Origin of the sequence: Rhodococcus pyridinivorans (assembly GCF_900105195.1) — a bacterium.
GTDB lineage: Bacteria > Actinomycetota > Actinomycetes > Mycobacteriales > Mycobacteriaceae > Rhodococcus > Rhodococcus pyridinivorans.
On the sequence record NZ_FNRX01000002.1, the window covers coordinates 724,602 to 751,082 of the forward strand.

Annotated in this window: 29 protein-coding genes and 1 tRNA gene; 11 read left to right on the top strand and 19 right to left on the bottom strand. The window is 68.0% G+C overall.

The window, feature by feature from the left end; all coding sequences use genetic code 11:
* Positions 1-24 precede the first annotated feature (24 nt).
* Together BLV31_RS24930 and curA are read left to right on the top strand one after the other, a co-directional pair.
* The gene (locus BLV31_RS24930) at positions 25-189 is read left to right on the top strand and encodes a hypothetical protein (protein ID WP_169823814.1); all 165 of its coding nucleotides are present in this window, start codon (positions 25-27) and stop codon (positions 187-189) included.
* An 87-nt stretch (positions 190-276) separates the two neighbouring features.
* Positions 277-1,311 (top strand): NADPH-dependent curcumin/dihydrocurcumin reductase, encoded by a 1,035-nt coding sequence (gene curA, locus BLV31_RS04130; RefSeq protein WP_024102335.1) that lies wholly within the window; start codon positions 277-279, stop codon positions 1,309-1,311.
* Between the two features lie 34 nt (positions 1,312-1,345).
* Here curA and BLV31_RS04135 read toward each other — a convergent pair whose 3' ends face one another.
* The 5 genes from BLV31_RS04135 to pcaB all read right to left on the bottom strand — a co-directional run bounded on the left by BLV31_RS04135 (position 1,346) and on the right by pcaB (position 6,417).
* Positions 1,346-1,780, bottom strand: coding sequence for a DoxX family protein (locus BLV31_RS04135; protein WP_174556246.1), 435 nt, complete (start codon positions 1,778-1,780; stop codon positions 1,346-1,348).
* Between the two features lie 66 nt (positions 1,781-1,846).
* Positions 1,847-3,058: an acetyl-CoA C-acetyltransferase gene (locus tag BLV31_RS04140; protein ID WP_006553185.1), complete on the bottom strand. Its 1,212-nt coding sequence runs from the start codon at positions 3,056-3,058 to the stop codon at positions 1,847-1,849.
* A gap of 22 nt (positions 3,059-3,080) precedes the next feature.
* On the bottom strand, positions 3,081-3,902 hold the full coding sequence (locus tag BLV31_RS04145) for an IclR family transcriptional regulator domain-containing protein (RefSeq protein WP_064060385.1): 822 nt from the start codon (positions 3,900-3,902) through the stop codon (positions 3,081-3,083).
* A complete protein-coding gene (gene pcaDC, locus BLV31_RS04150) occupies positions 3,899-5,071 on the bottom strand; it encodes a bifunctional 3-oxoadipate enol-lactonase/4-carboxymuconolactone decarboxylase PcaDC (protein ID WP_033097462.1) in 1,173 nt (390 codons plus the stop codon). The genes BLV31_RS04145 and pcaDC overlap by 4 nt, the downstream gene beginning before the upstream one ends.
* Positions 5,068-6,417: a 3-carboxy-cis,cis-muconate cycloisomerase gene (pcaB, locus tag BLV31_RS04155; protein WP_039584233.1), complete on the bottom strand. Its 1,350-nt coding sequence runs from the start codon at positions 6,415-6,417 to the stop codon at positions 5,068-5,070. Before pcaB ends, pcaDC begins: the two co-directional genes overlap by 4 nt.
* Before the next feature lie 154 nt (positions 6,418-6,571).
* Here pcaB and BLV31_RS04160 point away from each other — a divergent pair, with 154 nt between their 5' ends.
* Both BLV31_RS04160 and BLV31_RS04165 read left to right on the top strand, forming a co-directional pair.
* On the top strand, positions 6,572-7,318 hold the full coding sequence (locus tag BLV31_RS04160) for a CoA transferase subunit A (RefSeq protein ID WP_006553189.1): 747 nt from the start codon (positions 6,572-6,574) through the stop codon (positions 7,316-7,318).
* Complete coding sequence (locus BLV31_RS04165; protein WP_019288227.1) at positions 7,315-7,962, top strand: CoA transferase subunit B; 648 nt, start codon at positions 7,315-7,317, stop codon at positions 7,960-7,962. The genes BLV31_RS04160 and BLV31_RS04165 overlap by 4 nt, the downstream gene beginning before the upstream one ends.
* A 55-nt stretch (positions 7,963-8,017) precedes the next feature.
* On the opposite strand, the gene BLV31_RS04170 is transcribed toward BLV31_RS04165, so the two are convergent.
* The 9 genes from BLV31_RS04170 to BLV31_RS04210 form a co-directional block, all read right to left on the bottom strand.
* The gene (locus BLV31_RS04170) at positions 8,018-9,148 is read right to left on the bottom strand and encodes an AI-2E family transporter (RefSeq protein ID WP_019288228.1); all 1,131 of its coding nucleotides are present in this window, start codon (positions 9,146-9,148) and stop codon (positions 8,018-8,020) included.
* A 130-nt stretch (positions 9,149-9,278) separates the two neighbouring features.
* Positions 9,279-9,355: transfer RNA gene (locus BLV31_RS04175), tRNA-Met, on the bottom strand.
* 148 nt (positions 9,356-9,503) lie between these two features.
* Positions 9,504-10,334 carry an SDR family NAD(P)-dependent oxidoreductase gene (locus tag BLV31_RS04180; RefSeq protein ID WP_039584231.1) on the bottom strand — a complete coding sequence of 277 codons (831 nt, stop codon included), beginning with the start codon at positions 10,332-10,334 and terminating at the stop codon, positions 9,504-9,506.
* Positions 10,334-10,816: a nuclear transport factor 2 family protein gene (locus tag BLV31_RS04185; protein WP_039584229.1), complete on the bottom strand. Its 483-nt coding sequence runs from the start codon at positions 10,814-10,816 to the stop codon at positions 10,334-10,336. The genes BLV31_RS04180 and BLV31_RS04185 overlap by 1 nt, the downstream gene beginning before the upstream one ends.
* A gap of 101 nt (positions 10,817-10,917) precedes the next feature.
* On the bottom strand, positions 10,918-11,538 hold the full coding sequence (locus BLV31_RS04190) for an LON peptidase substrate-binding domain-containing protein (protein ID WP_064060386.1): 621 nt from the start codon (positions 11,536-11,538) through the stop codon (positions 10,918-10,920).
* Positions 11,538-12,011 (bottom strand): DUF309 domain-containing protein, encoded by a 474-nt coding sequence (locus tag BLV31_RS04195; protein ID WP_006553195.1) that lies wholly within the window; start codon positions 12,009-12,011, stop codon positions 11,538-11,540. Before BLV31_RS04195 ends, BLV31_RS04190 begins: the two co-directional genes overlap by 1 nt.
* Positions 12,012-12,048: 37 nt before the next feature.
* Positions 12,049-12,792 (bottom strand): ESX secretion-associated protein EspG, encoded by a 744-nt coding sequence (locus BLV31_RS04200; protein WP_064060387.1) that lies wholly within the window; start codon positions 12,790-12,792, stop codon positions 12,049-12,051.
* 5 nt (positions 12,793-12,797) lie between these two features.
* Positions 12,798-14,081 (bottom strand): PPE domain-containing protein, encoded by a 1,284-nt coding sequence (locus BLV31_RS04205; protein ID WP_072740450.1) that lies wholly within the window; start codon positions 14,079-14,081, stop codon positions 12,798-12,800.
* 103 nt (positions 14,082-14,184) lie between these two features.
* On the bottom strand, positions 14,185-14,787 hold the full coding sequence (locus BLV31_RS04210) for a TetR/AcrR family transcriptional regulator (RefSeq protein ID WP_039584224.1): 603 nt from the start codon (positions 14,785-14,787) through the stop codon (positions 14,185-14,187).
* 292 nt (positions 14,788-15,079) lie between these two features.
* On the opposite strand from BLV31_RS04210, the gene BLV31_RS04215 reads away from it, so the two are divergent.
* The 3 genes from BLV31_RS04215 to BLV31_RS04225 all read left to right on the top strand — a co-directional run bounded on the left by BLV31_RS04215 (position 15,080) and on the right by BLV31_RS04225 (position 16,965).
* Complete coding sequence (locus BLV31_RS04215) at positions 15,080-15,841, top strand: SDR family NAD(P)-dependent oxidoreductase (protein WP_024102324.1); 762 nt, start codon at positions 15,080-15,082, stop codon at positions 15,839-15,841.
* A gap of 32 nt (positions 15,842-15,873) precedes the next feature.
* Positions 15,874-16,632, top strand: coding sequence for a 3-oxoacyl-ACP reductase FabG (gene fabG / locus BLV31_RS04220; protein ID WP_006554714.1), 759 nt, complete (start codon positions 15,874-15,876; stop codon positions 16,630-16,632).
* Between the two features lie 120 nt (positions 16,633-16,752).
* Positions 16,753-16,965: a DUF4287 domain-containing protein gene (locus tag BLV31_RS04225; RefSeq protein ID WP_006554713.1), complete on the top strand. Its 213-nt coding sequence runs from the start codon at positions 16,753-16,755 to the stop codon at positions 16,963-16,965.
* Positions 16,966-16,978: 13 nt separating this feature from the next.
* On the opposite strand, the gene BLV31_RS04230 is transcribed toward BLV31_RS04225, so the two are convergent.
* Together BLV31_RS04230 and BLV31_RS04235 are read right to left on the bottom strand one after the other, a co-directional pair.
* Complete coding sequence (locus tag BLV31_RS04230) at positions 16,979-18,082, bottom strand: CaiB/BaiF CoA transferase family protein (protein ID WP_039584222.1); 1,104 nt, start codon at positions 18,080-18,082, stop codon at positions 16,979-16,981.
* A complete protein-coding gene (locus tag BLV31_RS04235) occupies positions 18,079-19,266 on the bottom strand; it encodes an acyl-CoA dehydrogenase family protein (RefSeq protein ID WP_019288237.1) in 1,188 nt (395 codons plus the stop codon). The genes BLV31_RS04230 and BLV31_RS04235 overlap by 4 nt, the downstream gene beginning before the upstream one ends.
* A 144-nt stretch (positions 19,267-19,410) precedes the next feature.
* On the opposite strand from BLV31_RS04235, the gene BLV31_RS04240 reads away from it, so the two are divergent.
* Positions 19,411-20,418, top strand: a complete 1,008-nt coding sequence (locus BLV31_RS04240; protein ID WP_371850687.1) for a LacI family DNA-binding transcriptional regulator — start codon at positions 19,411-19,413, stop codon at positions 20,416-20,418.
* Positions 20,419-20,424: 6 nt separating this feature from the next.
* On the opposite strand, the gene BLV31_RS04245 is transcribed toward BLV31_RS04240, so the two are convergent.
* Complete coding sequence (locus tag BLV31_RS04245) at positions 20,425-21,756, bottom strand: serine/threonine-protein kinase (RefSeq protein WP_064060390.1); 1,332 nt, start codon at positions 21,754-21,756, stop codon at positions 20,425-20,427.
* Between the two features lie 158 nt (positions 21,757-21,914).
* Here BLV31_RS04245 and BLV31_RS04250 point away from each other — a divergent pair, with 158 nt between their 5' ends.
* The 3 genes from BLV31_RS04250 (at position 21,915) to eutC (ending at position 25,075) form a co-directional block, all read left to right on the top strand.
* Complete coding sequence (locus tag BLV31_RS04250; RefSeq protein WP_064060391.1) at positions 21,915-22,781, top strand: SGNH/GDSL hydrolase family protein; 867 nt, start codon at positions 21,915-21,917, stop codon at positions 22,779-22,781.
* Between the two features lie 120 nt (positions 22,782-22,901).
* Positions 22,902-24,314, top strand: coding sequence for an ethanolamine ammonia-lyase subunit EutB (locus BLV31_RS04255; protein WP_064060392.1), 1,413 nt, complete (start codon positions 22,902-22,904; stop codon positions 24,312-24,314).
* Complete coding sequence (eutC, locus tag BLV31_RS04260; RefSeq protein WP_064060393.1) at positions 24,311-25,075, top strand: ethanolamine ammonia-lyase subunit EutC; 765 nt, start codon at positions 24,311-24,313, stop codon at positions 25,073-25,075. Before BLV31_RS04255 ends, eutC begins: the two co-directional genes overlap by 4 nt.
* A 161-nt stretch (positions 25,076-25,236) precedes the next feature.
* On the opposite strand, the gene BLV31_RS24620 is transcribed toward eutC, so the two are convergent.
* Together BLV31_RS24620 and BLV31_RS04270 are read right to left on the bottom strand one after the other, a co-directional pair.
* Complete coding sequence (locus tag BLV31_RS24620; RefSeq protein WP_139192932.1) at positions 25,237-25,740, bottom strand: hypothetical protein; 504 nt, start codon at positions 25,738-25,740, stop codon at positions 25,237-25,239.
* A 37-nt stretch (positions 25,741-25,777) separates the two neighbouring features.
* Entirely contained in the window at positions 25,778-26,422 is a 645-nt protein-coding gene (locus BLV31_RS04270) for a ribonuclease HI (protein ID WP_072740449.1), read from the bottom strand.
* Positions 26,423-26,481: the final 59 nt, after the last annotated feature.

Here is a 26,481-nt window from a genome sequence, read left to right on the forward strand (position 1 = left end):
CCCGCCTTCCGAGAGGAGATCGATATGGCGATCCGCTCCACGTCACAGATGGGTGCTTCGCGCACCGCTTCGTCCACTCGCCGTCCTGTCCGGGTCGAGCAGGACGGACCGTCCTTCACCGAGGTCATCCACTCGCAGCTGTTCTCGAACTACCAGGTGCCTCGCGGCGAGGTGCAGCACAGCGCCTGATCGGGACCACCTCAGGCGCGGCATCGTGCCTGCCGTGGGGCCCCCGCGCGGCGTTTAGGACGCCAGCGCGTGCGGCACACTGTCGGCATGAGTGAAGCCACGACGAGTCAGAGCACCCGCATCGTTCTCGCATCGCGCCCGGAGGGGGCGCCCACCGCCGACAACTTCCGTCTCGAGACGGTGGATCTGCCCGAGGTCGGCGACGGCCAGATCCTCCTGCGCGTCGTCTACCTGTCCCTCGACCCGTACATGCGCGGTCGGATGAGCACAGCGAAGTCGTATGCCGCGCACGTCGAACTCGGGGACGTGATGGTCGCCGGAACGGTGGGTCAGGTCGTCGAATCGCGGTACGACGGCCTCGAGCCGGGCGACTACGTGCTGGCCGGAGCCGGCTGGCAGTCGCATGCCGTCCTCGACGGCTCCACCGTTCGTAAGCTCGATCCGCAGGCCGCACCGATCTCCACCGCTGTGGGAGTCCTCGGAATGCCCGGCTTCACAGCCTATTCCGGGCTCCTGAAGATCGGGCAGCCGAAGAAGGGTGAGACCGTCGTCGTCGCTGCCGCCACCGGGCCCGTGGGATCGGCGGTGGGGCAGATCGCGAAGCTGAAGGGCGCCCGCGCGGTCGGTATCGCCGGCGGCCCGGAGAAGTGCCGCGCACTGATCGACGAGTTCGGTTTCGACGCGGCGATCGACCACCGCGACCCGAACTTCGCCGACAAGCTGGCGGAGGCGGTGCCCGACGGTATCGACGTGTACTTCGAGAACGTCGGCGGCCCCGTCCAGGAAGCGGTGTGGCCGCTGCTCAACACCTATGCGCGAATCCCGGTGTGCGGTCTGGTCGCGCAGTACAACGGTGCTGACCTCAACCGCAAGGACCGTCTTCCGGGACTGTTCAACTCGATCCTCACCAAGAGCCTCACGATCCGCGGCTTCATCCAGAGCGAGTTCGTGAAGGAGATGTACGGCGACTTCCTGCGTGAAGCCTCGGCATGGGTCCGCGACGGAAAGCTCCAGTATCGCGAGGACATCGTCGACGGACTCGAGAACGCCCCGGAGGCGTTCATCGGCATGCTCGAAGGAAAGAACTTCGGGAAGATGCTCGTGCGGGTCGCGCCGGAGTAACGGGCACCAGGTCCGCCCTCCGGCGCCGGCCGCGTCAGCGTCGGGGGGTTCCGGTGGACCACAGGGCCCACAGGACGAGCACGGGCTGGAAGAACAAGCGGATCAGGCGCTTACGGTCGGTGTCGAGACCGAAGGCGCTGCGCTTGCCGAGATACTGGGCGATGTTGCCCGGGAAGACGGCGGCGAAGAACAGTGCGGCTAGGCGGCCGACACGGACGCGGTCGCGGTTCGCCACGGCGAGTCCGGCGCCGAGCATGATCTCGACACCGCCGGACGCCATGACCACGCCGTCCTTGTCCATCGGCACCCAGTCGGGCACCTGGGCCTGGAAGTCCTTGCGGGCCCAGAAGAGATGGCTCAGTCCGGCGAAGACGAGTGAGGCGGCCAGCAGATAACGCGCGAGGGTCCGGGCTCGTGTCGTGGGCGGAGCAGGGGCTTCGGTCGGGGGAGTTATCTGAACTTCGCTCATGATCACGAGCGTACGGACTGTACGGTGCTCGCGACGGGGATCGCGTCGCGAGCACCGTAGGTCACGTCAGGCGATGCGTTCGAATACAGCGGCGAGCCCCTGGCCGCCGCCGATGCACATCGTCTCGAGTCCGTAGCGACCCTCACGACGATCGAGTTCGCGCAGCAGGGTGGCGAGGATGCGTCCGCCGGTCGCGCCCACCGGATGTCCGAGGGAGATGCCGGAGCCGTTGGGATTCAGGCGCGAGTCGTCGGCCTCGATGCCCCACGAGCGGGTGACGGCCAGGGCCTGTGCGGCGAACGCCTCGTTGAGTTCGATGACGTCCATGTCGGCGAGCGTCAGTCCGAGGCGGCCGAGCGCCTTCTCGCTGGCGGGCACCGGGCCGATGCCCATGGTGCGCGGCGGCACACCGGCCACCGCCCAGCTTGCGAGGCGGGCCAGCGGACGCAGACCCAGCGCGGCGGCCTTCTCTGTGGTGGTGACGATCGCGAGGGCGGCACCGTCGTTCTGGCCGCTGGCGTTGCCGGCGGTGACGGTGGACTCGGGGTCGATCTTGCCGCGGATCGGGCGCAGCTTGGCGAGGGTCTCCATCGAGGTGTCGGCGCGGGGGTGCTCGTCGGTGTCGACGACGAGCGGATCGCCCTTGCGCTGCGGCACGCTCACGGACACGATCTCCTGCGCGAACACACCGTTCTTCTGCGCGGCGACGGCCCGCTGGTGCGACTGCACGGCCAGGGCGTCCTGGTCCTCACGGCTGATGGAGAACTCGGCGCGCAGGTTCTCGGCGGTCTCGATCATGCCGCCGGGCACGGGGAAGTCGCGTCCGCCGGCGGTGACGCGGGCACGGGCCAGGCGATCGGACAGAGCGACGGCTTCGCCCTTGACGCCCCAGCGCATGCCGGTGGCGTAGAACTCGGCCTGGCTCATCGATTCGGCGCCGCCGGCGAGGATCAGGTCGCTCGCGCCGGTCTGCACCTGCATGACGGCCTGCACGATCGCCTGCAGACCCGAGCCGCAGCGACGGTCGACCTGCAGGCCCGGAACGTTCACCCCGAGGCCGGCGTTGAGGGCGGCGACGCGGCCGAGGGCGGGGGCCTCACCGTTGGGGGAGGCCTGGCCGAGGAAGACGTCGTCGATGTCGGAACCGGTGATACCGGTGCGGGCGACGAGTTCGCGGATGACGGTGGCCGCGAGATCCTCGGGGGCGATGTCCTTCAGGACGCCGCCGAACCTACCTACCGGGGTGCGCAGGGGTTCGCAGATCACTACGTCGGTCATGATGTACCTCGATCGGGGTTGTTCACTGGTGGGTCTGGGTGCGGGCGAGATCGGTGGAGATCGCTCCGGCGGTGGCGAGCAACGCCGGGACGAGCTCGTCGTGCACGGTCTCCATCCGGTAGCGGGCCGCGTGGGTCGACAGGTTCACCGACGCCACAACGGTTCCCGGCGCATCGCGGATGGGCGCGGCGAGCGAGCGCAGGCCCTCCTCGAGTTCCTGGTCGACGATGCAGTATCCGTTGCGTCGTACCGTGGCGATCTCGGCGCGCAATTCCTCGGCGGTGGTGACGGTGTTGCCGGTGATGGGAGCGAATTCGGCGCGCGCGAGGTAGGCGTCGAGTTCGTCGTCGTTCAAACCGGCGAGCAGTACCCGTCCCATGGAGGTCGCGTAGGCGGGGAAACGGGTGCCGAGGGTGATGGTGACGGTCATGATGCGGCTGACGGGAACTCGTGCGACGTAGACGACGTCGGTGCCGTCGAGCACCGACACCGAGGTCGATTCCTTGACTTTCTCGGCGAGCGCCTCGAGATGGGGTCGCGCGACCTCCGGCAGCGTCAGTGCCGACAGGTAGCTGTAGCCGAGTTCGAGCACCCGTGGGGTGAGCCAGAACTGGGATCCGTCGGTGCGGACGTAACCGAGTTCGATGAGAGTCAACAGGAATCGGCGCGCAGTAGCGCGGGTGAGTCCGGTCGCGCGGGCGACGTCGGAGAGCGACTGCCGCTGGGCGTGCGCACCGAAGGCCTTGATGACCGACAGGCCACGTGCCAGCGACTGTACGTAATCGGGCGACGCCCCGGGGTTCTCGCGAACGACCTCGGGGGCGGTGACGTCGGGAGTGCTCACGAGCCCGCACCTCCCTCGGTGTCGGCGAGTGCCTGCTTGCCGAGCGCGAATGCCCGGTTGCTGTTGGGGACACCCGCGTAGACTGCGGTGTGCAGAAAGACCTCGACGAGGTCGTCGGGATCGATCCCGGCGCGCAGGGCTGCACGGATGTGCATGTCGAGTTCGTGCTCGTTGCCGACCGCGGTGAGGATCGCGAGGGTCAACAGCCGGCGGGTGCGGTGGTCCAGACCCGGACGCGCCCAGATGTCTCCCCACGCGGTGCGGGTGATGAAATCCTGGAAGGGCCGGGTGAATTCGGTGGCCGACTCGATGGACCGGTCGACGTGTGCGTCACCGAGGACGGATCGGCGCACCCGCAGACCCTCCTCGAACGCCGCGGTGCGGTGTGCGGCGGACGGCGTGACGCGCGACGAGATGTGCTCGCGGATCAGCTTCGTGACCCGTCCTGCCTGCTCCACGTTGGCGAGGTGTGCGCCGGGGGAGAGGACGTGGAAGGTGGAGTCGGCGATTCCGTCGGCCAGTTGCTGCATCGTCGATGGCGGGGTGGCGGGGTCCTGCTCACCGGCGATCACCAGGGTGGGCGCGACGATCCGGGCGAGGTCGGGACGGCCGTCCCAGGTCGCCAGTGCCTCGCAACACGCGGCGTAGCCCTCGTCGGTGGTGCCCTTCACCATCTCGACGTGGCGGGCGACGAGCTCCGGATCGTGTTCGGCCAGTTCGGGAGTGAACCACCGCGAGACGATCGAATCGGCGATCGAGGCCAGGCCGTCGTTGCGGACCGATGCCGCCCGGTCGTACCAGGGCTGGGCGGGCTGGAAGGCCGGCGAGGTGCACAGCAGCGTCAGCGTGCGCACGCGCTCGGGGTGATGCGCCGCGAGCCACTGCCCGACGGCACCGCCGAGCGACAGGCCGACGTAGTGCACGGCGCCGAGTTCGAGCGAGTCGAGCAGGGCGACGACGTCACCGGCGAGTTCCTCGATCGTGTAGGGACCGGACGGCGCCGGCGATGCGCCGTGCCCGCGATGGTCGGCCGCGACGACGTTCCAGTCGGTCGCCAGGGCGTGGATCTGCGGTCCCCACATCGACAGGTCCGAACCCAGCGAACCGAGGAACAGGACGGTCGGCTTCGTGGGGTCGCCGTACTGTTCGTAGTTGAGCGTGACGGTCATCGGGCATCTCCTGTGGTTCGGTTCGTGCTGTCGTGACGGGCGAGAACGCGATCGACGATGTCTGCGGCATGGCCGAGATAGCGCGTGGGATCGAGAAGTTCGCGCACGTCCTGCGGGTCGAGGTGTGCGGTGATGGCGGGATCCTCGTCGAGCGACCTACCGGCGACCGCCGCATCGGTGACGATCGAGCGGGCGTCGTCGGTGTGTTCGGCGAGTGCGGCCGTGACCTTCTCGGCGAGGATCGCCCCTCCGGTGAGCGCGAGATTGCGGTCGAGCGCGTCGGTGTGGACGTGCAGACCGTTCAGGCTCGTCGAGAGTTGGTGCGCGGCACCGCCGGTGAGGCGCAGGATGTCGGCGAGGGTCTCCCATTCGGCGTGCCAGGCGCCGGCGGCCCGCTGGAACTCGTGGTCGGTCGACGACAGGATCGTCGAGACGAGACCGGGAACGCGCCGGGCAGCGGCGCGCGCGGTGATCGCCGCGACGGGATTGCGCTTGTGCGGCATGGCCGACGAACCGCCGGGCGCATCCTCGCTCACCTCACCGAACTCGGTGCTCGCCATGAGTACGACGTCGGTGGCGGGTTTCGCGACCGCGCCCGCGGCGACACCGAGTGTGCCCGCGAGGGTCGTGACGGGGGTGCGGGCGGTGTGCCACGGCGCGACGGGACGCGCGAGCCCGAGCAGGTCGGCGACCGCGTCGGCGAACGCGAAACCGTCGGGATGGACGGCGGCGAGCGTGCCGGCGGCTCCGCCGTACTGGGCGGGTAGGGCGGACAACACGCGGTCGAGTGCGCCGGCGGCGTCGTCGAGGGACAGGAGCCAGCCGGCGGCGAGCGCGCCGAAGGTGGTCGGCAGTGCCTGCTGGCCGAGCGTGCGCGCGACCATCGGTGTCTCGCGATGGGTGGCAGCGAGGCGGGCTGCGCCGTCGGCTGCGGAGCGCAGGTTCGCCAGGGCGATCCCTCCTGCGCGGCGGGCGAGCAGCATCAGCGCGGTGTCGAGCACGTCCTGGCTGGTCGCGCCGACGTGCACGGCGCGCGCAGGGGCGTCGGCGCGCTCGCGTAGCAGGGAGACCAGGGGGATGACGGCGTTGCCCCCCGCCGCGGACCGTCGACCGAGGTCGGCGGGATCGAGTTCTTCGGCGAGCGAGGCCGCGGCTGTCGCGACGGCGTCGGCGTGGGTGTTCTTGACACGGCCGAGTGAGGCGGCCGCGCGGGTCAGCGCGACCTCCACGTCGAGCAGGGCACCGATCCACGCGCGATCCGACAGGGCGACGCCGAGTTCGTCCGCGCCGAAGACGGGATCGAACAGCGGACCCCGATATCCGGGGTCGGGGGATGGGGGGGACACGGACCTCCGATCCGAAACGTTCGCTATGTGGACGGATGGACGCTATGCGAACAGGCTAGTGCGGCCGTTCTGCGTGCGCAACGATCCTACGCGGATTTGTTCGCATTGCGGACGGGAGTTCACATGACGTACACCTGAGGGTATCGTGGCACACATGGACAAAGTCGTTGCCTCCGCCGCCGAGGCCGTAGCCGACATCCCCGACGGCGTCACGATCGCTGTCGGAGGGTTCGGTCTGGTCGGCATCCCCGAGATCCTCATCAACGCGTTGCTCGATCAAGGCGCCACCGACCTCGAGACCGTCAGCAACAACTGCGGTACCGACGGCTTCGGGCTCGGCCTGCTGCTCGAGAAGGGCCGCATCCGCCGCACCATCTCGTCGTACGTCGGCTCCAACAAGGAGTTCGCGCGCCAGTACCTCGCCGGTGAACTCGAAGTCGAACTCACTCCGCAGGGCACGCTCGCCGAGCGCCTGCGCGCCGGTGGTGCGGGCATCCCCGCCTTCTTCACCCCGGCAGGTGTCGGCACGGCCGTCGAGGAAGGCGGACTCCCGCTGCGCTACGACGGTCACGGCGGCATCGCCCTCGCGTCGCAGCCGAAAGAGACCCGGGAGTTCGACGGCGAAACCTACGTGCTCGAACGCGGCATCGTCGCCGATTACGCGCTCGTGCACGCCTGGAAGGGCGACCGCCACGGCAACCTCGTCTACCGAGCAAGCGCCCGCAACTTCAACCCGCCGGCCGCCGCCTCGGGTCGCATCACGATCGCGCAGGTCGAGCACCTCGTCGAACCCGGCGAACTCGACCCCAACGAAATCCACACGCCCGGCATCCACGTGCAGCGTGTCGTACACGTCGGCCCCGTCGAGGTCGGCATCGAGAACCGGACGGTGCGCTCATGACACAGGCAACGAAGAAGGGGCTGACCCGCGAGGAAATGGCGGCACGCGTCGCCAAGGAACTCGAGGACGGCCAGTACGTCAACCTCGGAATCGGCATGCCCACCCTCGTGCCGAACTACCTCGAATCCGGCGTCGAGGTCATCCTGCACTCGGAGAACGGTGTGCTCGGCGTCGGCCCGTACCCGACCGAGGACGAACTCGACCCCGAGCTCATCAACGCCGGCAAGGAGACGATCACCGCGATCCCCGGCGCGTCGTACTTCGACTCGGCGCAGTCGTTCGGCATGATCCGCGGCGGCCAGATCGACGTCGCCGTCCTCGGCGCGATGCAGGTCTCCGCCAAGGGCGACATCGCCAACTGGATGGTGCCCGGTGCGATGGTCAAGGGCATGGGCGGCGCGATGGACCTCGTCCACGGCGCCAAGCGCGTCATCGTGATGATGGATCACGTCACCAAGAAGGGCGACCCGAAGATCCTCGAGGAGTGCGTCCTGCCGCTCACCGGTCGTGGATGCGTGCAGCGCATCATCACCGACCTCGCGGTCATCGACGTCACCGACGAGGGACTGAAGCTCGTCGAGACGGCACCCGGCGTGACCACCGAGGACGTCGTCGCTGCGACGGCGGCGAAGCTGATCGTCTGATCGGACGACGACGGGGCCGGGCGCGAGAAGATCTCACGCCCGGCCCTCTCGTCTCTCAGTCGTAGTCGTCGTTGTCTGCCGTGAGCTCCGGGGCGTCGGGTTCCGGTTCCTCTCCACCCACCTCCGGGATCAGTTCGTAGCGGTGCCCGAACGACTCGGCCAGCGCCTGCAGGATCGCCACCACCGGCACGGACACCAGAGCCCCCACCGGGCCGAACAGGGTGGCGCCGACGATCACCGAACCGAACGCCACCGCCGGGTGGATCGACACCGTGCGGGCCGTGATGCGCGGGTGCAGCACATAGTTCTCGATCTGCTGGTAGACCGTGCCGAAGGCGATCACCCACACGCCGTCGAGCGGTTGCTGCACCGCGGCGATGAGCGCGGGGAGCCCGATCGCGAGATAGGTGCCGAGGGTGGGGATGAACTGCGAGACCACCCCGGTCCAGATCGCGAGGGGCAGCCAGTACGGAACCCCGATGATGAGGAAGAAGATTCCGGTGAAGATCGACGCCGCGGCGGCGAGGATCAACCGGGAGACGACATAGCCGCCGGCCTTCTCCACCGAGGTCTCCCACACGTTCGCGATCAGCTGCTGCTGCCGGGCCGGGAACCAGCTCGCGATCGTCCGGCGCATCTTCGGCCCCTCGGCCGACATGTAGAAGACGAACAGCAGCATCGTCAGGATCTGGAACAGGGCACCGACCAGAGTGCTGAGGACGCCGAGGACACCGGGCGTGAACCGTTGCGCTAGATCGCGAACCGTATCGGGCGTGATCTTGAACAGTTCGTCCCCGGTCTTGAAGTTGGTGTCGAAGGTGCGGTTCGCCCAATCGGTGATGCGTGTGAGCGCATCCGGAAGTGTGGTGAGCAACTGGGCGATCTGGTCGAACAGGAGCGTGCCGAACACCGCGAAGAACCCGATGGTGAGTGCGATCAGGGAGAACAGCACGAGGCCGGTGCCGGCACCGCGACGCATCCCGAACCGTTCGAGGCGGTCGACGATCGGTTCGATGGTGATGCTGAACAACCACGCCAGGAACAGCAGGCCGAGGAAACCCTTCAGATTGTGGAAGAGCCAGCCCGACATCTGATAGAAGGCGACGGCCAGCAGAACACCGACGATCGTGGGCCGGAGCCAGCGGGGAGTTCGTGGTCGATCGGCGACGGTTGCGCGCTTGGCCATCACACCCTCCCGCTCTGCAGAGACTCTGCCGCGAAATCTACTCGGTGAGCGCGGCCGGGGGAGCCGTACCGAGGCCGAGGAGCATTCACAAAAGAACCGGCCCGGACTCGTGTGAGTCCGGGCCGGTCGGTGGTAGCGGGGACAGGATTCGAACCTGCGACCTCTGGGTTATGAGCCCAGCGAGCTACCGAGCTGCTCCACCCCGCGTTGCATGTCCAACCATACACGACTTCCGAGGGTGCTCCGACCACCCCTCGTCCGGGCCGCCGAATCGAGGGGGAGGTTGTGTGCGACTTCCGCGGTTCCGACGCACACAACCTCCCCTGGCTTCGCCTCCCGACAGCCGCGGTCGTCGTCAGAACAACGGCCCGCCCCCGAAGATGTCCCGGTGTGAATCGGGTTGGTTGCCTTCGGCGTCCACGATGCCGTAGTCGAGTGCGGTTTCGGCGGTGATGAGGGTGCGACCGCTGCGCGCGTTCACCTCGGGGTCGGCCGCGAGCGCGACGATCACCCGTCCGATGAACTCCGGTGTCTCGGCGTTGGCCAGCGAGAAGCCCTCGAAGTTGTCGATGCCGCGGGCGAGCATGGCCTCGTTCTTCACCAGCCCCGGCCACAGCGACAGGGTGGTCACCCCGGTGCCGCGGAGTTCGACGGCCATATCGGCGGCCATCTTGTCCAGGCCCGCCTTCGACATGCCGTACAGCACCGAATGCAGGTAGCCGCGGGTGCCGAACGACGAGATGTTGACGATCATCCCGCTGTTGCGCGGCACCATCAGCTGCGCGGCTTCGACGGAGGCGACGTAGTGCGCGCGGAGACCCACGCCGATCAAGCTGTCCCAGTCGCTGATCGGGCGCTTCCAGAACGGTTCCGAGAATCCCGCGAATCCCGGCGGTGACGCCCACACGTTGTTGACGAGCAGGTCGAGCCGGGAATCCTGCTCGTCGGCGATCCGGCGGAAGAGTTCGTGGATCTGCGCGTCGTCGCGGTGGTCGCACTGCACGGCGATGCCGTGCCCCCCGCATTCGGTGACCTCCGCCGCGGTGCGGTCGAGTGGTCCGTCGACACCGACCCGGCCGCGGGCGGTGACATAGACGGTCCAGCCGTCGGAGCCGAGCGCGCACGCGATGCCCTTGCCGACGCTGCGACTCGCGCCGGTGACCAGCGCGACCTTTGTTTCTGTCATCACTGCACCACTTCCACGTCGTCGATGAGAGCCCGCTGGATCGACCACAGCACCTTCACGTGGCAGCGGGAGATCTTCCATTCGCCGTTCTCGACCACGTAGTCGTCGTCGTAGTCGAGCGCGGTGACCCGTTCGGTGCGCGCACGCAGATCCACCTGCCGAAATCGCAGCGTCCAGGCGCCGGTCGCGGTGTCGGACCCGGTCAGGTGGATGCTCGGATGCATGCCGTGATGCATGTCGAGCACGACGTAGCGGTCGTCGACCCGTTCCAGAGCGATCCGGGAGTAGATGTCGACCAGGGCGTCGGCATCGTCGAAGCTGCCCAGCGCCGGTCCGTAGTAGATGTCGGCGCCGTGCGCGACGAAGCACCTGCGCATCGCCTCCGGGTCCTTGGCGTCGCACGCCCGGAAGTAGCGATGCTTGAGCATCCGGATCTCTTCGAGGGCTTCGAGTCGGGCCAACCGTTGTTCGACGGTGTCCATCGGGTGCCTTCCGGTCGGGGACGAACGGTGTCCCGGACCCTAGCCCGCTACCGCGAGACCGGCGGAGCGATGTTCCCACTCACCGGGTGGGCGCACGCGTCTCAGCCCTTCAGCTTCCATTCCGCGAGATCGACTGCGGTAGAGATCGCTTCGAGCAGCACGGCCATACGTTCGGCCGGACCCGGTGCGGCGAGAACCGCGTACCGGTCCGCTTCGCCCATCGGTACGTACCGGGCGAGCGCGAACAGTCGCGCCCCGGGATCCTCCGGTAGTTCGGTGGTGGCGGGAGGCAACGGAGCACGGCCACCCGTGAGGCGGTCGAGCACCCCGTACAACCGGCCCATCGGTCCGGTGATCGCGGCGAAATCCACCGGCCCCGAATCGGTGTCGGGCCAGGGCTCCACCTCGGCGATGGGGTAGGGATCGTCGGGCAACCATCGGGCGACGCGAATGCGTTCCTCTGCAATGCATTCGAGTTCGCGGCGACCTGCACCGACGTCGGTGTCGACCATGATCCGCGCGACGGTGCCGACGTCGTGTCGCTGCTCGCCTCCGCCCACCTCGTGTCCCCGGGCGATGAGGACGACTCCGAAGCGGGGGCCGTCCGGCGATGCCGTGCAGTCCTGGACGAGTTGCTGGTACCTCGGCTCGAAGATGCGCAACGGCAGGTCGGACCCGGGAAGCAGCGCGGTGCCGAGCGGGAACATGGGCAGTGTCGGCATCAGGGCATCCTCAGGCGCGGGGTCGGGGGAGCGGGGATCGGTTCGTCGCGAGCGATCTCGGTGAGCAGATGATCGGCCCAACTCGCCAGGCCGTCGATGTCGAGCCGGTACGGCGGTTCGTCCTCGTAGTGCCGCACCCGCGCCTGTCCCTGCTTCAACAGTGACTCCGCGCCGGTGGGGTTTCCCCGGAGCAGGTGGGTCAGCCCCACGGCGAGCTGGGCGAGGCCCTGCCACAGGGGACGTTCCTCGGGTGGTGCCTTCTTCCACATTGCCTCGAAGACCTCGTGGGCATGGAACGGAAAACCGTGGTCGAGGAGACGCTGACCTTCGGCGATGGTCTCCTCGACATCCAGATCGAGGTCTTCGGGAACACGTTCGACGCCTTCTTCGCCCGGCGGCAACGGACGCCCCAGGGCGTCGCGCGGACGCGCGTTCTGCGGCCTGCCGTCGGGTGTGCGGTCCCGGTCCGTCATGTCGCCAGCCTAGACGAACGGCCGCTTCGGGAAGGGATCACTGGCGTCGCAGAACGCCGCTCCGACCCTCGTGCGAGGGCCTGCGCATCCGGGACAGTTGCGCCGACAGTTCCCGGACGAAAGCGTCGACGGTGCCCGGTGCGACGCGGAGGTCGGGACCGGGGACGAAGAGATACCGGCCGTCGCCCACGACGTCGAACCAGCCGATGTCGGCGACGGGTGTGTACCCCGGATTCGAGTACCGCAGGATGCGGATGCTGCCGGTGGCCGAGCGTTCGCGACGCAGCAACCGGCGCAACGACTCTGCGTGCGTGCCACCCGCAGGGCGCCGGACCGCGCCGAACTCGGAGGGCTCGAGCACGTCGCGGCTCGAGGCGGTGCGTGCGTGTTCGCGGCCCGCTGCCACGACCGGAAGGTGCCCGAGGATCGCACCCGCGAGGTCGGTGGTCGTGGTGATGCGGATGTCGCCTGCGGCAGGCGCCTGACGGGCGAGGACGGCCTGCTCGCCGGTCGCGGCGGCACGGACGAAGACCTCGTAGGCCGGGTCGGTGGAGCGGCCGTAGACCTCCACCGCGACCTCCCCGATCAGCAGGATCCGCATCGCGTCGTCGAGGGCAGGGTCGGGTGTCTCGTGCAGCCACGTGCGGGCGGCCTGGAGGTTCGCGGCGTGCTCGTCCTCCCATATCGCTGAGGTGCGATAACGCAGTGGGAAGGGGAACTCGTCGCCGCCCGCGGCGGTGCACGCCGCCAGGAATCGGTCGGGTGTGAGATGCCGGTCCATAGCGTTCAGGCCCCCAGAACCGGCGGGGCGGTGTCGGGCAGCGACCCGATCAGTTCGTTCCCGTTCTCACCGGTGACGAGATAACCGGCCGCGCGTTTGTCCTGCTCGTCGCCGCGGGACGAGGCCGGCGGGATCATTCCCGGCATCATGCCGAACGGACGGGCGCCGGCACCCCGCGCTGCGGCGGCACCGGGCCCACCGGCGACACCACCGGCGGGCGCAGCTCCGGCGACGAGCGGAGCGGGACCCGCCGCGGGCGATGCGCCCGCAGAGCCGACCCCCCCGGCGCCCGGTAGGCCACCGCCGACACCTCCGCCCGACCCGGAGGGTGGCGAACCGTACGACTGACCGGTCGGGCTCGCGGAGTTGCCGCCCGCGGCCGGGGAGGTGGATGCAGGAGTGGTCGCTGCGGACTCGTTCGAACCCACGCCACCTGCCGAATCGGTACCTTCCGCCCGGCCGTCCGTGCCTTCACCGGACGACGGTGCGTCCGTACGGTTCTCCGCTTCCGTGGCGGGCTGCCCACCCGGACGTTCTCCGTCCCCGCCCGGGATTCCCGTCGGGTCGCCGGCGGTCCGGGCGCCGCCGACACCTGGTGTGCTGTAACCCTGGGGAACGAATGCTTCCGTGGCGCGACTCGTCGTGGCGGCATACGGGGAGGGCAGGACCGGAACCGCCGTGCCGGAATCGCGGTAGTACGGCTTGTAGAGGGCTTCCATCACCCGCACGGCCTGGGCGCGAACGGCTTCCTCCTGGCGGGCGGCAGCAGCACCTGCGACGGGATCGAGCGCGTACAGCACCGACGACGTAATCACCGTGGGTGGAGGCACGGACGCTCGCACCCGTTCGCCGACGTCGGCGGCAATACGGAGTTTCTCGGACGTCGCGCGTGCGGCATCGGACAACTGTTGTGCGGATTCGCCGAATCGCACCGTCGCGCCCATCGCGGCGTCGGCCGCCGGACCCTCCCAGTGTTGGCCGATGAGCTTGCGGATCATCAGCGTTCCCCACGCGACGGTGAGGCTGAAACCCTTTCCGAGTTCGGCCCATTCGGTGGCCAGGGTGGTCATCGCGACGGGATTGATGCTCTGGGCGAGCCGGTGGATGTCGGCATGCTCCATGCCGTGGAAGTTCTCGAATGCTGCGATGTATTCGGGATCGACTCCCGCGTCGATACGCGCGGCCAGCGCGTCGTAATTGGACTGCCGGCGGGCGACAGAGTCGGGGGCTGGGGCGTCGACCCCGAGCGACACCAGTAGTCGGTCGACGACGTTGTCATTCGTGGACATGGACGACAGCTCCCCCTCGATGCTCTCGCGTCTCGAGGAGTCGACGGCGGCGCGATATCCCCCTGCCCACGTAGATCCCCCCGATCCGATGGTGGCGACGATGCTAACGCACGGCACCGACCAGACGCAGGGCAAGATCGGCATACAGGTCGCTGATCGTCGCGGCGTCGTCGTAGCGGCCCGAGGGATACCAACGGCACACGTCGACGCAGAGCGACATCAGGGCGAGAGTGACACCTTCGGCATCCGGGAGGGTGAACTCGCCCGAGACGTGGCCGTCGTCCACGACACCCCGCACGACCTGCGTGGTCTGCCGTCGTAGTCCGACGATCGTGCGGTAGTGCTCGCGGTCGAGCGCGGCCAGCTCGTACTGGATGACCCGGCTCCATCGGTGGTTCTCCGCCTGCCAGGCGGCGAAGCGGCCGATGACGGAGGCGAGCCGAACGGACGGCTCGGCATCGGGGCGGTCAGCGTTCTCGACGACCTGCAGGGCGAGGGCGTGTCCCTCGTAGGCGATGGCGAAGAGTAGCTCCTCCTTGGACGCGTAGTGCGGATACATCGCGGCGGGACTCATGCCGAGTCGCGCCGCGATCCGGCGCGTCGTGGTGCCGCCGTAGCCGTGCTCCGCGAACTCGTCTATCGCGGCCGTGCGGATGCGAGCCGCGGCCTTGGATCCGCCGACGACGTCGTCCCATGCATCACTCACGAGAGCGCTTCCGTTCTGTCCGGTTGGTGTTGACAAGCCCGCTACGGCATCGCACGATAAGCGAGCGCTTAGAAATAAGCCAGTGCTTATCGACTTGGTAACGGTGGGTGCGACGCGGGGTCCTCTCCGCGCTGCAACGCCCGCGGCAACATAGGATCCGCCGAAGAGAAGAATAGGAACTGGCTCTGAAAGGCAGTGCTGTCCAATCAAATTGGATACAGGCTGTTTGGTGGATGAGAAGGCGGTCGGCTATACAGTTCCTGTAGGCCCCGTCACAGCGAGGAGATGACGTATGTCCGTGCTCGACCGCTTCCGTCTCGACGGCCGCGTTGCCATCGTCACCGGTGCCTCTTCGGGCCTCGGTGTCGCATTCACCCGAGGGCTGGCCGAGGCAGGGGCCGACGTCGTGCTCGCCGCACGCCGCCTCGACCGTCTCGAGGAGACCGCCGCGCTGGTCCGGGAGGCCGGACGGCAGGCCGTCACGGTCGAGACCGACATCGCCGATCCCGAACAGGCGCAGCGCATGGTCGATCATGCGGTCGAGCAACTCGGCCGGGTGGACATCCTCATCAACAATGCCGGTATCGGCACCGCCGTGCCCGCCACCAAGGAGACCCCCGAGCAGTTCCGGCAGGTCATCGACATCAACCTGAACGGATCCTATTGGGCGGCACAGGCCGTCGGCCGTGTGATGCAGCCCGGTAGCTCGATCGTCAACATCTCGTCGGTTCTCGGTCTCACCACGGCAGGCCTGCCGCAGGCCGCGTACTCGGCCAGCAAGGCGGGCGTCATCGGCCTCACGCGCGACCTCGCGCAGCAGTGGGGAGCACGCAAGGGAATCCGCGTCAACGCCATCGCACCCGGCTTCTTCCGGACGGAGATGACGGACGAATACCAGCCCGGATACCTCGACTCGATGAAGCAGCGAATCATCCTCGGCCGGACCGGCGATTCCGAGGAGATCGCGGCCACCGCAGTCTGGCTGGCATCCGACGCCGCCGCCTACGTCACCGGTCAGACCATCGCCGTGGACGGCGGACTCACCATCACCTGACGGCACCACCCATCCCCCAACGGAGGAACGCTATGAGCACACAGCCCCGCACTGCCATCGTCACCGGAGCCGCACGCGGCATCGGCGCAGCCGTAGCGAAGCGGCTCGCCGGCGACGGCTACCGGGTCGCCGTCCTCGACCTCGACGAATCCGCCTGCAAGGACACCGTTTCGGCTATCGAGTCCGCCGGTGGCAAGGCACTCGCCGTGGGCGCCGACGTCTCCGACGAGAAGTCCGTCGCCGCTGCCGTCGAGAAGGTCGCCACCGAACTCGGCGAACCCACCGTCCTGATCAACAACGCCGGCATCACGCGCGACAACCTGCTGTTCAAGATGACGGTCGAGGACTGGGACGCCGTCATGAACGTGCACCTGCGTGGCGCCTTCCTCATGACGCGTGCCGTCCAGAGCTACATGGTCGACGCCAAGTTCGGTCGCATCGTCAACCTCTCGAGCACCTCGGCCCTCGGCAACCGCGGCCAGGTCAACTACTCCGCTGCCAAGGCCGGCATGCAGGGCTTCACGAAGACCCTCGCGATCGAGCTGGGCAAGTTCGGTGTCACCGCCAACGCCATCGCGCCGGGCTTCATCGCCACCGAGATGACCGCCGCGACCGCCGAGCGTCTCGGCCTGTCGTTCGACGACTTCAAGTCGAACATCGCGGCCGACATCCCGGTCGGCCGTATCGGCGAGGTCGACGACATCGCCCACACCGCATCGTTCCTCGCGTCCGAGGGCGCGGGCTTCGTGTCCGGTCAGGTCATCTACGTGGCCGGTGGCCCGAAGGCCTGATCCCCTTCCATACATCCGTGCCGCCGCGTTCCATCCGGGACTGCGGCGCCGCGGTCTTTTCTGTTGCGGATCGAACGGAACGGCCCGACCGTGTCGGTCGCCTCGGTTAACCTCTCCGGCATGAGCGAGAAGGTCAAGGGGCCCCAGTCGTACTTTCCGTCGATCGAGCAGAAGTACGGACGCCCGATCGAGGAGTGGAAGAACATGATCCGCGCCTCGGATCTCGCCGAGCACATGGAGCTCGTGAACTGGCTGAAGCAGGAACACGGGATGGGCCACGGGCACGCGAATGCTCTCGTCGCCCACACTCTGAAGGAACAGAAGTCCGAGTGACGAGAGCGTCCGACTACGCCAGCCGCGGGGGTGCGGTGCGGTAGGTCGCAGGGGTGGCGCTGAGCCGGATCGGGTTGGCGATCTGACGAAGCGGAGCGTCCCGGTCGGGATCGTCGATCGACACCACCGGCGACAGACCGAGTCGTTCGGCGAGCGCGACCGCGTCGGCGATGTCGTTGAGCGGTCCGCATGGCACCCGGGCTGCGGTCAGAGCGTCGAACCACGCGTCGGCGGTGTCCGTCGACAGCAATTCGTCGAGGATCTTCGTCAGCTCCTCCCGGTTCGCGACGCGGGCGGTGTTCGTGGTGAACCGCTCGTCGGTGGCGAGTTCGGGTGCGCCGAGAACCGCGACCAGGGAAGCGAATTGACGGTCGTTGCCCACGGCGAGGACGAACGGCCGGTCTGCCGTGTGGAACACCTCGTAGGGCGCGATGCTCGGATGGCGATTGCCCATCGCCTTCGGCACCACCCCTGCCGCGACGTAGCCGGACGATTGGTTCGCCAGCGCCGACAACAGGGACGACAGCAGGTTCACCTCGACACGCTGGCCCTCGCCGGTGCGGTCGCGGTGCCGTAGCGCGGCGAGAATGCCGAGCGCAGCGTGCATTCCGGTGATGATGTCGACCACGGCGACACCGACCTTGGTGGGTGTCGCATGGTCGGGCCCGGTGATGCTCATCAGACCGCCGACGGCTTGGATGAGCAGGTCGTAACCGGGCAGGTCGTTGTGCCCGCCGAAGCCGGTGATCGAGGTGTAGACGATGCCGGGGTCGAGTTCCCGGACCTGCTCGTATCCGAGCCCGAGCCGAGTCATCGTGCCGGGCAGGAAGTTCTCGACGACGACATCGGCGCGGGCGACGAGATCGCGTGCCTGCTCGAGTCCTTCGTCGGTGGTCAGGTCGATGGCCACCGATTTCTTGTTGCGGTTGACGCCGAGGAAATAGGTCGACTCGTCGCCGGCCCAGGGTGGTCCCCAGTGCCGGGTGTCGTCCCCGAAGCCGGGTCGTTCGATCTTGACGACCTCTGCCCCGAGGTCGGCGAGCAGCATGGTGGCGTAGGGGCCGGCGAGCACGCGACCGAAGTCGGCGATCACCAGCCCTTCCAACGCTCCGCTCACCGGAAGGCTGCCTCACCGGTCAGCGCCTTGCCGATGGTCAGCTGATGGACCTCGGAGGTGCCCTCGTAGGTCAGCACCGATTCGAGGTTGTTGGCGTGACGAATGACGGGGTACTCGAGCGTGATTCCGTTGGCGCCGAGGATGGTCCGGCACTCGCGGGCGATGGCGATGGCCTCACGCACGTTGTTGAGCTTGCCGAGGCTGACCTGCTCCGGGGCGATCTCGCCGCGGTCCTTGATGCGACCGAGGTGGTAGGCGAGCAGGTGGCCCTTGCCGACCTCGAGCGCCATGTCGGCGATCTTGGCCTGGGTGAGCTGGTAGCCGGCGAGCGGCTTGTCGAACACTTCGCGGGACTGCGAGTACTCGACGGCGGTCTCGAGGCAGTCGCGGGCGGCACCGATGGCACCGAAGACGATGCCGAAGCGGGCCTCGCCGAGGGAGGTCAGCGGTCCGCGCAGACCCTCGGCCTTCGGCATCATCGCCGAGGAGGGCAGACGCACGCCGTCGAGGATGAGCTCCGATGTGACCGAGGCGCGCAGCGACATCTTGGAGTGGATCTCCGGTGCGGAGAAACCGGGGGTGTCGGTGGGGACGACGAAGCCGCGGATGCCCTTGGCGCCTTCTTCGAGGTCGGTCTGCGCCCAGACGACGGCGACGTCGGCGATCGAGCCGTTGGTGATCCACATCTTGGTGCCGTTGAGGATCCAGTCGTCGCCGTCGCGCTTTGCGTTGGTGCGCATCCCGGCGGGGTTGGAACCGAAGTCGGGCTCGGTCAGGCCGAAGCAACCGATGGCCTCACCGGCGGCCATGCGGGGGAGCCATTCCTGCTTCTGCTCCTCGCTGCCCCAGTGGTGGATGGAGAACATCGCCAGCGAGCCCTGCACGGACACGAGGCTGCGGATGCCGGAGTCGACGGCCTCGAGTTCGAGGCAGGCCAGGCCGTAGGCGGTGGCGCTCATGCCGGCGCAGCCGTAGCCGTCGAGGTGCATGCCGAGCACACCGAGCTGTCCGAGTTCCTTGGCGAGCTCGCGTGCCGGGAGCTTGGCTTCCTCGAACCACTGGGCCACGTGCGGGCGGATGCGCTCGTTGCCGAACTTGCGGACGGTGTCGCGGATGTCGATCTCCTCCTGCTCGAGCAGGGAGTCGAGGGCGAACAGCTGGGTGAGCGACTGAGCGTTGGACATGGCCTTCTCCGGTGGTCGAGGAAACGTTTGTCAGAACGATTGTGAGAACGTTTGCGCGATCGATTGCATGGCCTACGCTAAAGACACGTTCCGGGCACGTCAACTCGGAATACGAACTCGATGCCGTACGAGCAGGAGAGCCGCATGCCCCGTCCCGACCGCGCCCCGACGCTCAAGGAGATCGCCGAGCGCGCCGGTGTCCACGTCTCGACGGCATCCCGTGTGCTGCGCCAGCCCGAACCGGTCGACGGCTGGTCGGACTCGGCACTACGGGTGCGGGAGGTCGCGGTCGAACTGGGATATCGCCCCAACCTGTGGGCGGCGAGCTTGCGGACCCGCAAGACCACGACCCTCGGTGTCGTCATGCCCCGACTCACCGACGGCGTGGTCGCCACGACCTACCAGGGCATCGAGGAAGCCGCCACGAAAGCGGGCTACTCGGTACTGCTGTCGAGCCCACCCGACGACCTCGAGGCACAACGTCGCGCCATCGCGCTGCTCGTGGGCCGGCAGGTCGACGGTCTGCTGCTGAGCAGCATGCACCTCCCGGGTGGTCCGTTCGTCGAGTCGCTGGTACTCGGATCGCTGCCCATCCTCGCGGTCACCCGGCACGCCGATGCGGGGTTGCCGTTCGTGGTGGGCGACGACTACCGGGGTGGAGCACTGGCCGCCCGGCACCTTCTCGACCGCGGTTACGACGACCTGGCGATCATCGCCGGCCCCGACCACGCCAGCACCGCCCGCGACCGCCGCGACGGCTTCGTCGACACTCTGAAGGAAGCGTCGGCGCCACTGCCGCCCGAGCGGGTCATGCGGTCGAGCTTCGACGTCGCCGGGGGTGTGGAGGCCGCGCGTGCGCTGCTGGACCGCCCCGACCGTCCCCGCGCGATCTTCGCGGTCAGCGACACCGTCGCCATCGGCATCCTCGGTGTCGCCCGCGACCTCGGTCTGTCCATCCCGGACGATCTCGCCGTGGTCGGCTACAACGACATCCCCGTCGTGGCGCAGCTGCCGGTTCCGCTCACCACCGTGCGATCGCCCGCGCACGATATCGGGGTGACGGCCATCGAGCGGCTCCTCGAACTCGTGCGAAATGGAGAAACGGAATCGACGCGACTTCCCGTCGAACTCGTGGTGCGCGCCTCGAGCTGAGCGATCTCACCCGTTACCGCGGCCACTGTTCCCGTTGCCGGTGTTCCCGTTCCCATTGCCGTTGTTGCCGTTGTGGTTCCCGTTGTTCCCCTGCGAGTTTCCGTTTCCGTTACCGTTGTTGTTGCCGGGTCCGCTGTTCCCGCGGGACTCGGGTTCGGACCTCGTGGGCCCGGCATCCACAGGCGGTGCGACGGGAGTGGTCTCCGGAGCGGGCACGACGGGCGGAACCACGGCGGTCTCGTCCGCTGTGCGCGCCGGGACGACCGTGGATTCGGGGGTCGCAGGAAGCTCGGTGGTTGCCGGTACCCGCTCGGGCGTCGATGCGGACATGCCCGGCGTCCGCGTCTCCGGTGTGGCCGCCGGCGGGGAAGCGCCCCGCCCGAATCCGAGTGCGAGACCGCCCACGGCGAGCGCCCCGACCAGCGTCAGACCCGCTGCGACGAGAACTCCACGGGAACGGTCCGTGCCTGCAGTGGTCGTCGGTCCGCCGATCTCACTCGCCGGAAGGAAGGCTGTCGCAGCGCGGTTTCCGTCGGAATTCTGCAATGCCACGAGCATCTCGTGCGCACTGCCAAACCGGTCGGAAGGCTCTCGTGCCATGGCCCGTTCGATCACCGCGACGAACCCCGGATGGGCGTCCGGGCGGAGATCGGCGAGTGGCCGCGGACGGTCGTGCGTGATGGCCCGTGCCAGCGCGAGGATGTTGTCCTCGGCGAACGGCCTCCGCCCGCACAGGGACTCGTAGCCGACGACCCCGACCGCGTACAGATCGTCCGTCACGGACGCGGGGTGTCCGGTGATGCGGTCCGGGCTCAGATAGGCGACGGTCCCCACGAGTTCACCGGTGTGGGTGAGGTCGTCGCCGACGCTCTTCGCGATACCGAAGTCGGCGACCTTGATCTCGCCGTTCTCTGTGATGAGCACGTTCGCCGGCTTGATGTCCCGGTGGAGGATCCCCGCACCGTGCGCGGCGACGAGCGCCTCGAGAATTCCGGCGAGCACCGTGCGCACCCGATCGGCGGGTAGGGGTCCGCGGGTGATGTCGTCGGCGAGGGTCCGCCCGGAGAGCCGTTCCATAACGATGTAAGGACGTCCGTCGTGTTCACCCGTGTCGTACACGGCGACGATGCGAGGGTGGTTCAGGGCCGCGGCGGCCCGGGCCTCGACTTCGAAACGACGTCGTACGTCCGGTCTGCTGCAGACCTCCCGTCCGAGCAGTTTGACGGCGACGGGCCGGTGGAGGCGGGTGTCCCAACCGTCGTGGATCTCGCCGCTGCCGCCCACGCCGAGCAGACCGCTCAGCTCGTAGCGGCCGTCGAGAACTTTGTGGACGGTCACAGGTCGACGGTAGCCGTTCGAAGGGGGGAGTAAACAGAATGCGCTGGTGGGAGGATGTGTGCCCGAGCTTCATCCGTGATCTTCACCCGGTGCTCGTAACGCGTTTGTAATTCGTGCCGATCTCATGCCCGGGAGAACCACGCTGCCGGAGGGTCTGGATGAAGACGATTGTGCGAGCCGGGATCGTCGCCGGCATGGCAGCTGCATCGATGGTGTGGCCGGTGTCCGCGATGAGCGACCCGGGTAGCGAGCAGGGCATCCGATACGTCGCGCTCGGTGACTCGCGTGCCGCCGGACCCTACCTCGACGCAGCGGCGATGCTCAGCGGATGTGCCCGCGCGGATGCGGGATATCCGAACCTCGTCGCGGGTTCGCTTCAGACCGTCAGCTTCGCCAACGTCGCGTGTTCGGGTGCACGCACCGAGCACATCACGTCCGTCCCGCAGCAGACGTCGACCGGATCGGTCCCGCCGCAGATCGATTCGCTCCCTCCGGACACGAATCTCGTCACGCTGAGCATCGGCGGCAACGATGTCGGCTGGGCGGGGCTCGTCTCGGCCTGTTACACCGAGCTTCCGGGCGGCGATGCGCACTGCCGCACCGATCCGGGCACCACGTCGCGCATGGACACCGCCCTGAGTGCACTCGGACCGAAGCTCACCGCGACACTCACCGCCGTCCAGCAACGCGCACCACGCGCACGGGTTTTGCTGGTCGGGCACGGCGGTGTTTTCGGCAACCGGGGTTGCTGGCCCAACATCCCCACCAGCGATGCCGACGCCTCCTTCGTGACGAACTTCTTCGTGCGGATGAACCGAGTACTCGCCCGCTCCGCCGGCGAGGCCGGTGCCGAGTTCGTCGACGTCATGGCGGGATCGGAAGGACACGACGCGTGTGCGCCCTCCGAGCAGCGCTTCTACGAGGGACGGCAGTCGCTGTCGCTGGCGAAGGCACTGCACCCCACCGCTGCGGGGATGCGGCACATGGCGCAGCGGGTGACGAACGTTTGGTACCAGCGAGGCTAGGAACCGACGACCAGCGACGTTTCGTTCGCGACACTCGCCGGACACGACAGCGAAAAAGTGGAATGCTGCACTCCACTGCGTGCTCACATCCGTCGAACCGGTCCTGCGCGGGAGGCCTCGATGACGATCTACCGACAACAGCTCGGCGGAACCGGTTACGTCTTCGACGGCCTCGTCGATCTGCTCGGCAAAGCATCCCCGCGCCGCTCGGGCGATGAACTCGCCGGATGCGCCGCCACCTCGGACGCCGAACGCGCCGCGGCACAGCTGGCCCTCGCCGACCTCCCGCTGACCACCTTCCTCACCGAGGCAGTCGTCCCGTACGAGACCGACGAGGTCACCAGGCTGATCGTCGACACCCACGACGCGACGGCCTTCGCGCCGGTCTCGCACATGACCGTCGGGGAACTGCGCGACCACCTCCTGGAGGTCGCGGCCCGACCGGACTCCGCCGACGTGCTCGCGGCACTCGCGCCGGGACTCACCCCGGAGACGGTCGCGGCGACCAGCAAGATCATGCGCAATCAAGACCTCATCGCGGTCTCCCGCGCTGCGACGGTGACCAGCGCGTTCCGCACGACCATCGGATTGCCCGGGCGGCTCGCGACGCGCCTGCAACCGAACCATCCCGTCGACGACCCGCGTGGGGTCGCCGCGTCCGTCCTCGACGGCCTGCTGATGGGATGCGGCGACGCGGTCGTCGGCATCAATCCGGCGAGCGACTCGCCGCACGCCGTGTCCGACCTGCTGCACCTGCTCGACGAGATCCGGCAGCGATTCGAGATCCCCACCCAGTCGTGCGTGCTCACCCACGTCACCACCACGATCGATCTGATCGAGAAGGACGCACCCGTCGACCTGGTGTTCCAGTCCGTTGCCGGCACCGAGGGCGCCAACCGCAGCTTCGGGGTGGACCTCGCAGTGCTGCGGGAGGGCAACGAGGCCGGCAGGTCGCTGCGACGGGGGACCGTCGGCAACAACGTCATGTACTTCGAGACCGGGCAGGGTTCGGCGTTGTCGTCGGGAACCCATTTCGGAACCGGTGGCAGGCCGGTGGATCAGCAGACCCTCGAAGCGCGCGCGTATGCCGTTGCGCGCGAGTTCGAACCGCTGCTCGTCAACACCGTCGTCGGGTTCATCGGACCGGAATACCTGTACGACGGCAAACAGATCATCCGCGCGGGTCTCGAAGACCAGTTCTGCGGCAAACTCCTCGGCCTGCCTATGGGTGTGGACGTCTGCTACACCAATCATGCCGAGGCCGATCAGGACGACATGGACACCCTGCTGACCCTGTTGGCCGTTGCCGGAACAGCATTCGTGATCACCGTGCCGGGTGCCGACGACGTGATGCTCGGCTATCAATCGCTGTCGTTCCACGACGCGCTGTACGTGCGGGAGGCCGCCGACCTGCGGCCGGCACCGGAGTTCGAGGACTGGCTACGCAGGCAGGGGATGGCGGACGATATCGGTCGCATCCTGCCGGTGGACGTCGGCGCCTCCCCTCTGCGCGCACTCGGAGGTGCCTTGTGAGCGACCTGTGGGACGAATTGCGCCGGAACACCCAGGCACGGATCGGCCTGGGACGCACCGGGAACAGCATCCCGACGCGCCGTCATCTGGAATTCGTGGCGGCCCATGCCGAGGCGCGCGACGCCGTGCACGTCCCGCTCGATGTGCATTCCTTGGCTCAGCGGGTTCGTGATCTCGGGCTCGGTGAGCAGTTGATCGTGGAAAGCGCAGCAGGAGATCGCAGTACGTATCTGCGTCGCCCCGACCTCGGCCGGCAGCTCGCCGAGGGGACCACGCTGCCGCGCATGGAGGCCGATCTCGGTATCGCGCTGTGCGACGGGTTGTCGTCCACCGCTCTCGACGCCCACGGACCCGATCTGCTCGCGGCGATCGTCGCTGCCCTGCCCGGGTTGACCGTGGCGTCACCGGTGATCGCGACGCAGGCCCGCGTCGCGCTGGGCGACCATATCGGTGAGCGGCTCGGCGTCACGACGATGCTCGTGATCATCGGCGAACGGCCCGGCCTGTCGGTGGCCGACAGTGTCGGCGTGTACCTGACGCACCACCCGACGCCGGGACGCAGTGACGCCGAACGCAACTGCGTGTCGAATATCCACCCGCCCGGCGGGATGACCTACGAGCACGCGGCGCGCGTCGTCGCGGCCCTCGTGAACGGGGCGCGGCAGTTGGGGGCCTCGGGGGTGGCGTTGAAGGACACCTCGCGGGATCCCGCACTCACCGACCCCGACAGCGGAGCGCGAAACGGTCAGCAGAGCGCGTAATAGCGCGCACCTATGACCACTTCGCACTCTGCTGCCCTCGGTCGAGGGCGGAGGATTGCGCCGTTGTGTGCAGATTGCCAGGGTACATCTCACTCGTCCCACTGCCTATGTTGCTGTGCCCGAGCAAGCTTTTCGAGAGGTAGACAACCTGAAGATGAGGCTCACAACCCTGCTGGTCGACCATCTGGGTTGTGAGCCTCACCTTTCAGTTGCGAACCTCGCTCCCGGGAGGGATGCCATCGCGATTGCGGGGTTTCTTCGCGACGGTCGTCGACGTCAGGAACAGGATTGCCGACGAGATCACCACCAACCACAATCCCCAGCCGATCTGGACGCCGATAGTCTCTCCGAAGAACTCGGCAGTGTGCGACGAGACGTCCATGATGTCGTAGATCGCGATACCCAGGCAGATCACACTCGCGGCGGGTGCGACCCACCGAACAACGGTCCCGCCGGCCGACCCCCCGGGAGAACAGTGTGAACATCGCGACGGCAGACAGTACGCCCAGGATCAAAGTGATCATGCCGTCCCCCTCGAGGCCGTTCTTGGTGAAGGCCATGAAGCTTGCCCAGGGGCCGATGCTGCCGAGCATGATGCCGACGCTTGCGGCGAGCGACGCGATCAGATGTGCGTTGTAGCGCTGGTCGAAATCTCGAGTACTCATTGGGTCTCCTATTTGCGATTCGTGGAACTTGTTCGGGTCAAGCGGTTTCGGGAAGCGGGTTCTTCAACGAAGCGACGATGTTGTTCGCGATCGTCGACGCCACCTCCGGCGAAACGTTCGCGTCGTGGCAGCGCCTCGCCGCGACCGCCAGCCGATCGGCGACCTCGTTGAGCGGGTGTCCACTGTGCCCGCGCACCCACGAGAACTCGACAGTGCGACCCTTGATCCGATTCCGGATGCGCTCCACGACGTCCGCGATCTCGGGACGGCCCTCGTAAGTGCCCTCGATGCAGGCGAGGGCAAGCCGGCTGTCGGTGAGGATGTGCAACTTGCGGTGCATGAAGCGAGCGATTGCCATGTCGATCGCGAGCAATTCGCCCTCGAGGATCGAGCGGGCGTCGCAGGCCATCCGCATGTGATGTGCACCGGCGTTCGATACGCAGCCGAGTCCGGTGCCGCGACGATTGCGGGCCTTCGATGCGTCGGTCGCGACCACCAGCGGCGGGCGCGCTTCGAGTGCCGCCTCGCGGCGTGCTTCGTCCGCTGCGAGCAGGGCCGCGACGTGTGCCCCGATGGTGTCGGATGCGCGAGTGAGAAGCACGCCGAACGGGCCGAAGGCCGTGTCGACGAACTGTGCGGCCGGGAACGACTCGGCGACGTTCTTCAAGGTGCGACGCAACACGCCGTCGGAGATGTGGACCCGGGCGGGTGAGGTCTGCGCCGCCGGACCGCCGGACCGCC

Coding starts and splice junctions, on each gene's coding strand:
- BLV31_RS04165 (WP_019288227.1), top strand. CDS start 7,315: ATGACACAGGCAACGAAGAAGGGGCTGACCCGCGAGGAAATGGCGGCA.
- BLV31_RS04250 (WP_064060391.1), top strand. CDS start 21,915: ATGAAGACGATTGTGCGAGCCGGGATCGTCGCCGGCATGGCAGCTGCA.
- BLV31_RS04185 (WP_039584229.1), bottom strand. CDS start 10,816: ATGGACACCGTCGAACAACGGTTGGCCCGACTCGAAGCCCTCGAAGAG.
- BLV31_RS04240 (WP_371850687.1), top strand. CDS start 19,411: ATGCCCCGTCCCGACCGCGCCCCGACGCTCAAGGAGATCGCCGAGCGC.
- BLV31_RS04160 (WP_006553189.1), top strand. CDS start 6,572: ATGGACAAAGTCGTTGCCTCCGCCGCCGAGGCCGTAGCCGACATCCCC.
- BLV31_RS04170 (WP_019288228.1), bottom strand. CDS start 9,148: ATGGCCAAGCGCGCAACCGTCGCCGATCGACCACGAACTCCCCGCTGG.
- BLV31_RS04205 (WP_072740450.1), bottom strand. CDS start 14,081: ATGTCCACGAATGACAACGTCGTCGACCGACTACTGGTGTCGCTCGGG.
- BLV31_RS04200 (WP_064060387.1), bottom strand. CDS start 12,792: ATGGACCGGCATCTCACACCCGACCGATTCCTGGCGGCGTGCACCGCC.
- BLV31_RS04225 (WP_006554713.1), top strand. CDS start 16,753: ATGAGCGAGAAGGTCAAGGGGCCCCAGTCGTACTTTCCGTCGATCGAG.
- BLV31_RS04195 (WP_006553195.1), bottom strand. CDS start 12,011: ATGACGGACCGGGACCGCACACCCGACGGCAGGCCGCAGAACGCGCGT.
- BLV31_RS24930 (WP_169823814.1), top strand. CDS start 25: ATGGCGATCCGCTCCACGTCACAGATGGGTGCTTCGCGCACCGCTTCG.
- pcaDC (WP_033097462.1), bottom strand. CDS start 5,071: ATGACCGTCACGCTCAACTACGAACAGTACGGCGACCCCACGAAGCCG.
- BLV31_RS24620 (WP_139192932.1), bottom strand. CDS start 25,740: ATGAGTACTCGAGATTTCGACCAGCGCTACAACGCACATCTGATCGCG.
- BLV31_RS04190 (WP_064060386.1), bottom strand. CDS start 11,538: ATGCCGACACTGCCCATGTTCCCGCTCGGCACCGCGCTGCTTCCCGGG.
- BLV31_RS04140 (WP_006553185.1), bottom strand. CDS start 3,058: ATGACCGACGTAGTGATCTGCGAACCCCTGCGCACCCCGGTAGGTAGG.
- curA (WP_024102335.1), top strand. CDS start 277: ATGAGTGAAGCCACGACGAGTCAGAGCACCCGCATCGTTCTCGCATCG.
- BLV31_RS04255 (WP_064060392.1), top strand. CDS start 22,902: ATGACGATCTACCGACAACAGCTCGGCGGAACCGGTTACGTCTTCGAC.
- fabG (WP_006554714.1), top strand. CDS start 15,874: ATGAGCACACAGCCCCGCACTGCCATCGTCACCGGAGCCGCACGCGGC.
- BLV31_RS04215 (WP_024102324.1), top strand. CDS start 15,080: ATGTCCGTGCTCGACCGCTTCCGTCTCGACGGCCGCGTTGCCATCGTC.
- BLV31_RS04135 (WP_174556246.1), bottom strand. CDS start 1,780: ATGAGCGAAGTTCAGATAACTCCCCCGACCGAAGCCCCTGCTCCGCCC.
- BLV31_RS04180 (WP_039584231.1), bottom strand. CDS start 10,334: ATGACAGAAACAAAGGTCGCGCTGGTCACCGGCGCGAGTCGCAGCGTC.
- BLV31_RS04235 (WP_019288237.1), bottom strand. CDS start 19,266: ATGTCCAACGCTCAGTCGCTCACCCAGCTGTTCGCCCTCGACTCCCTG.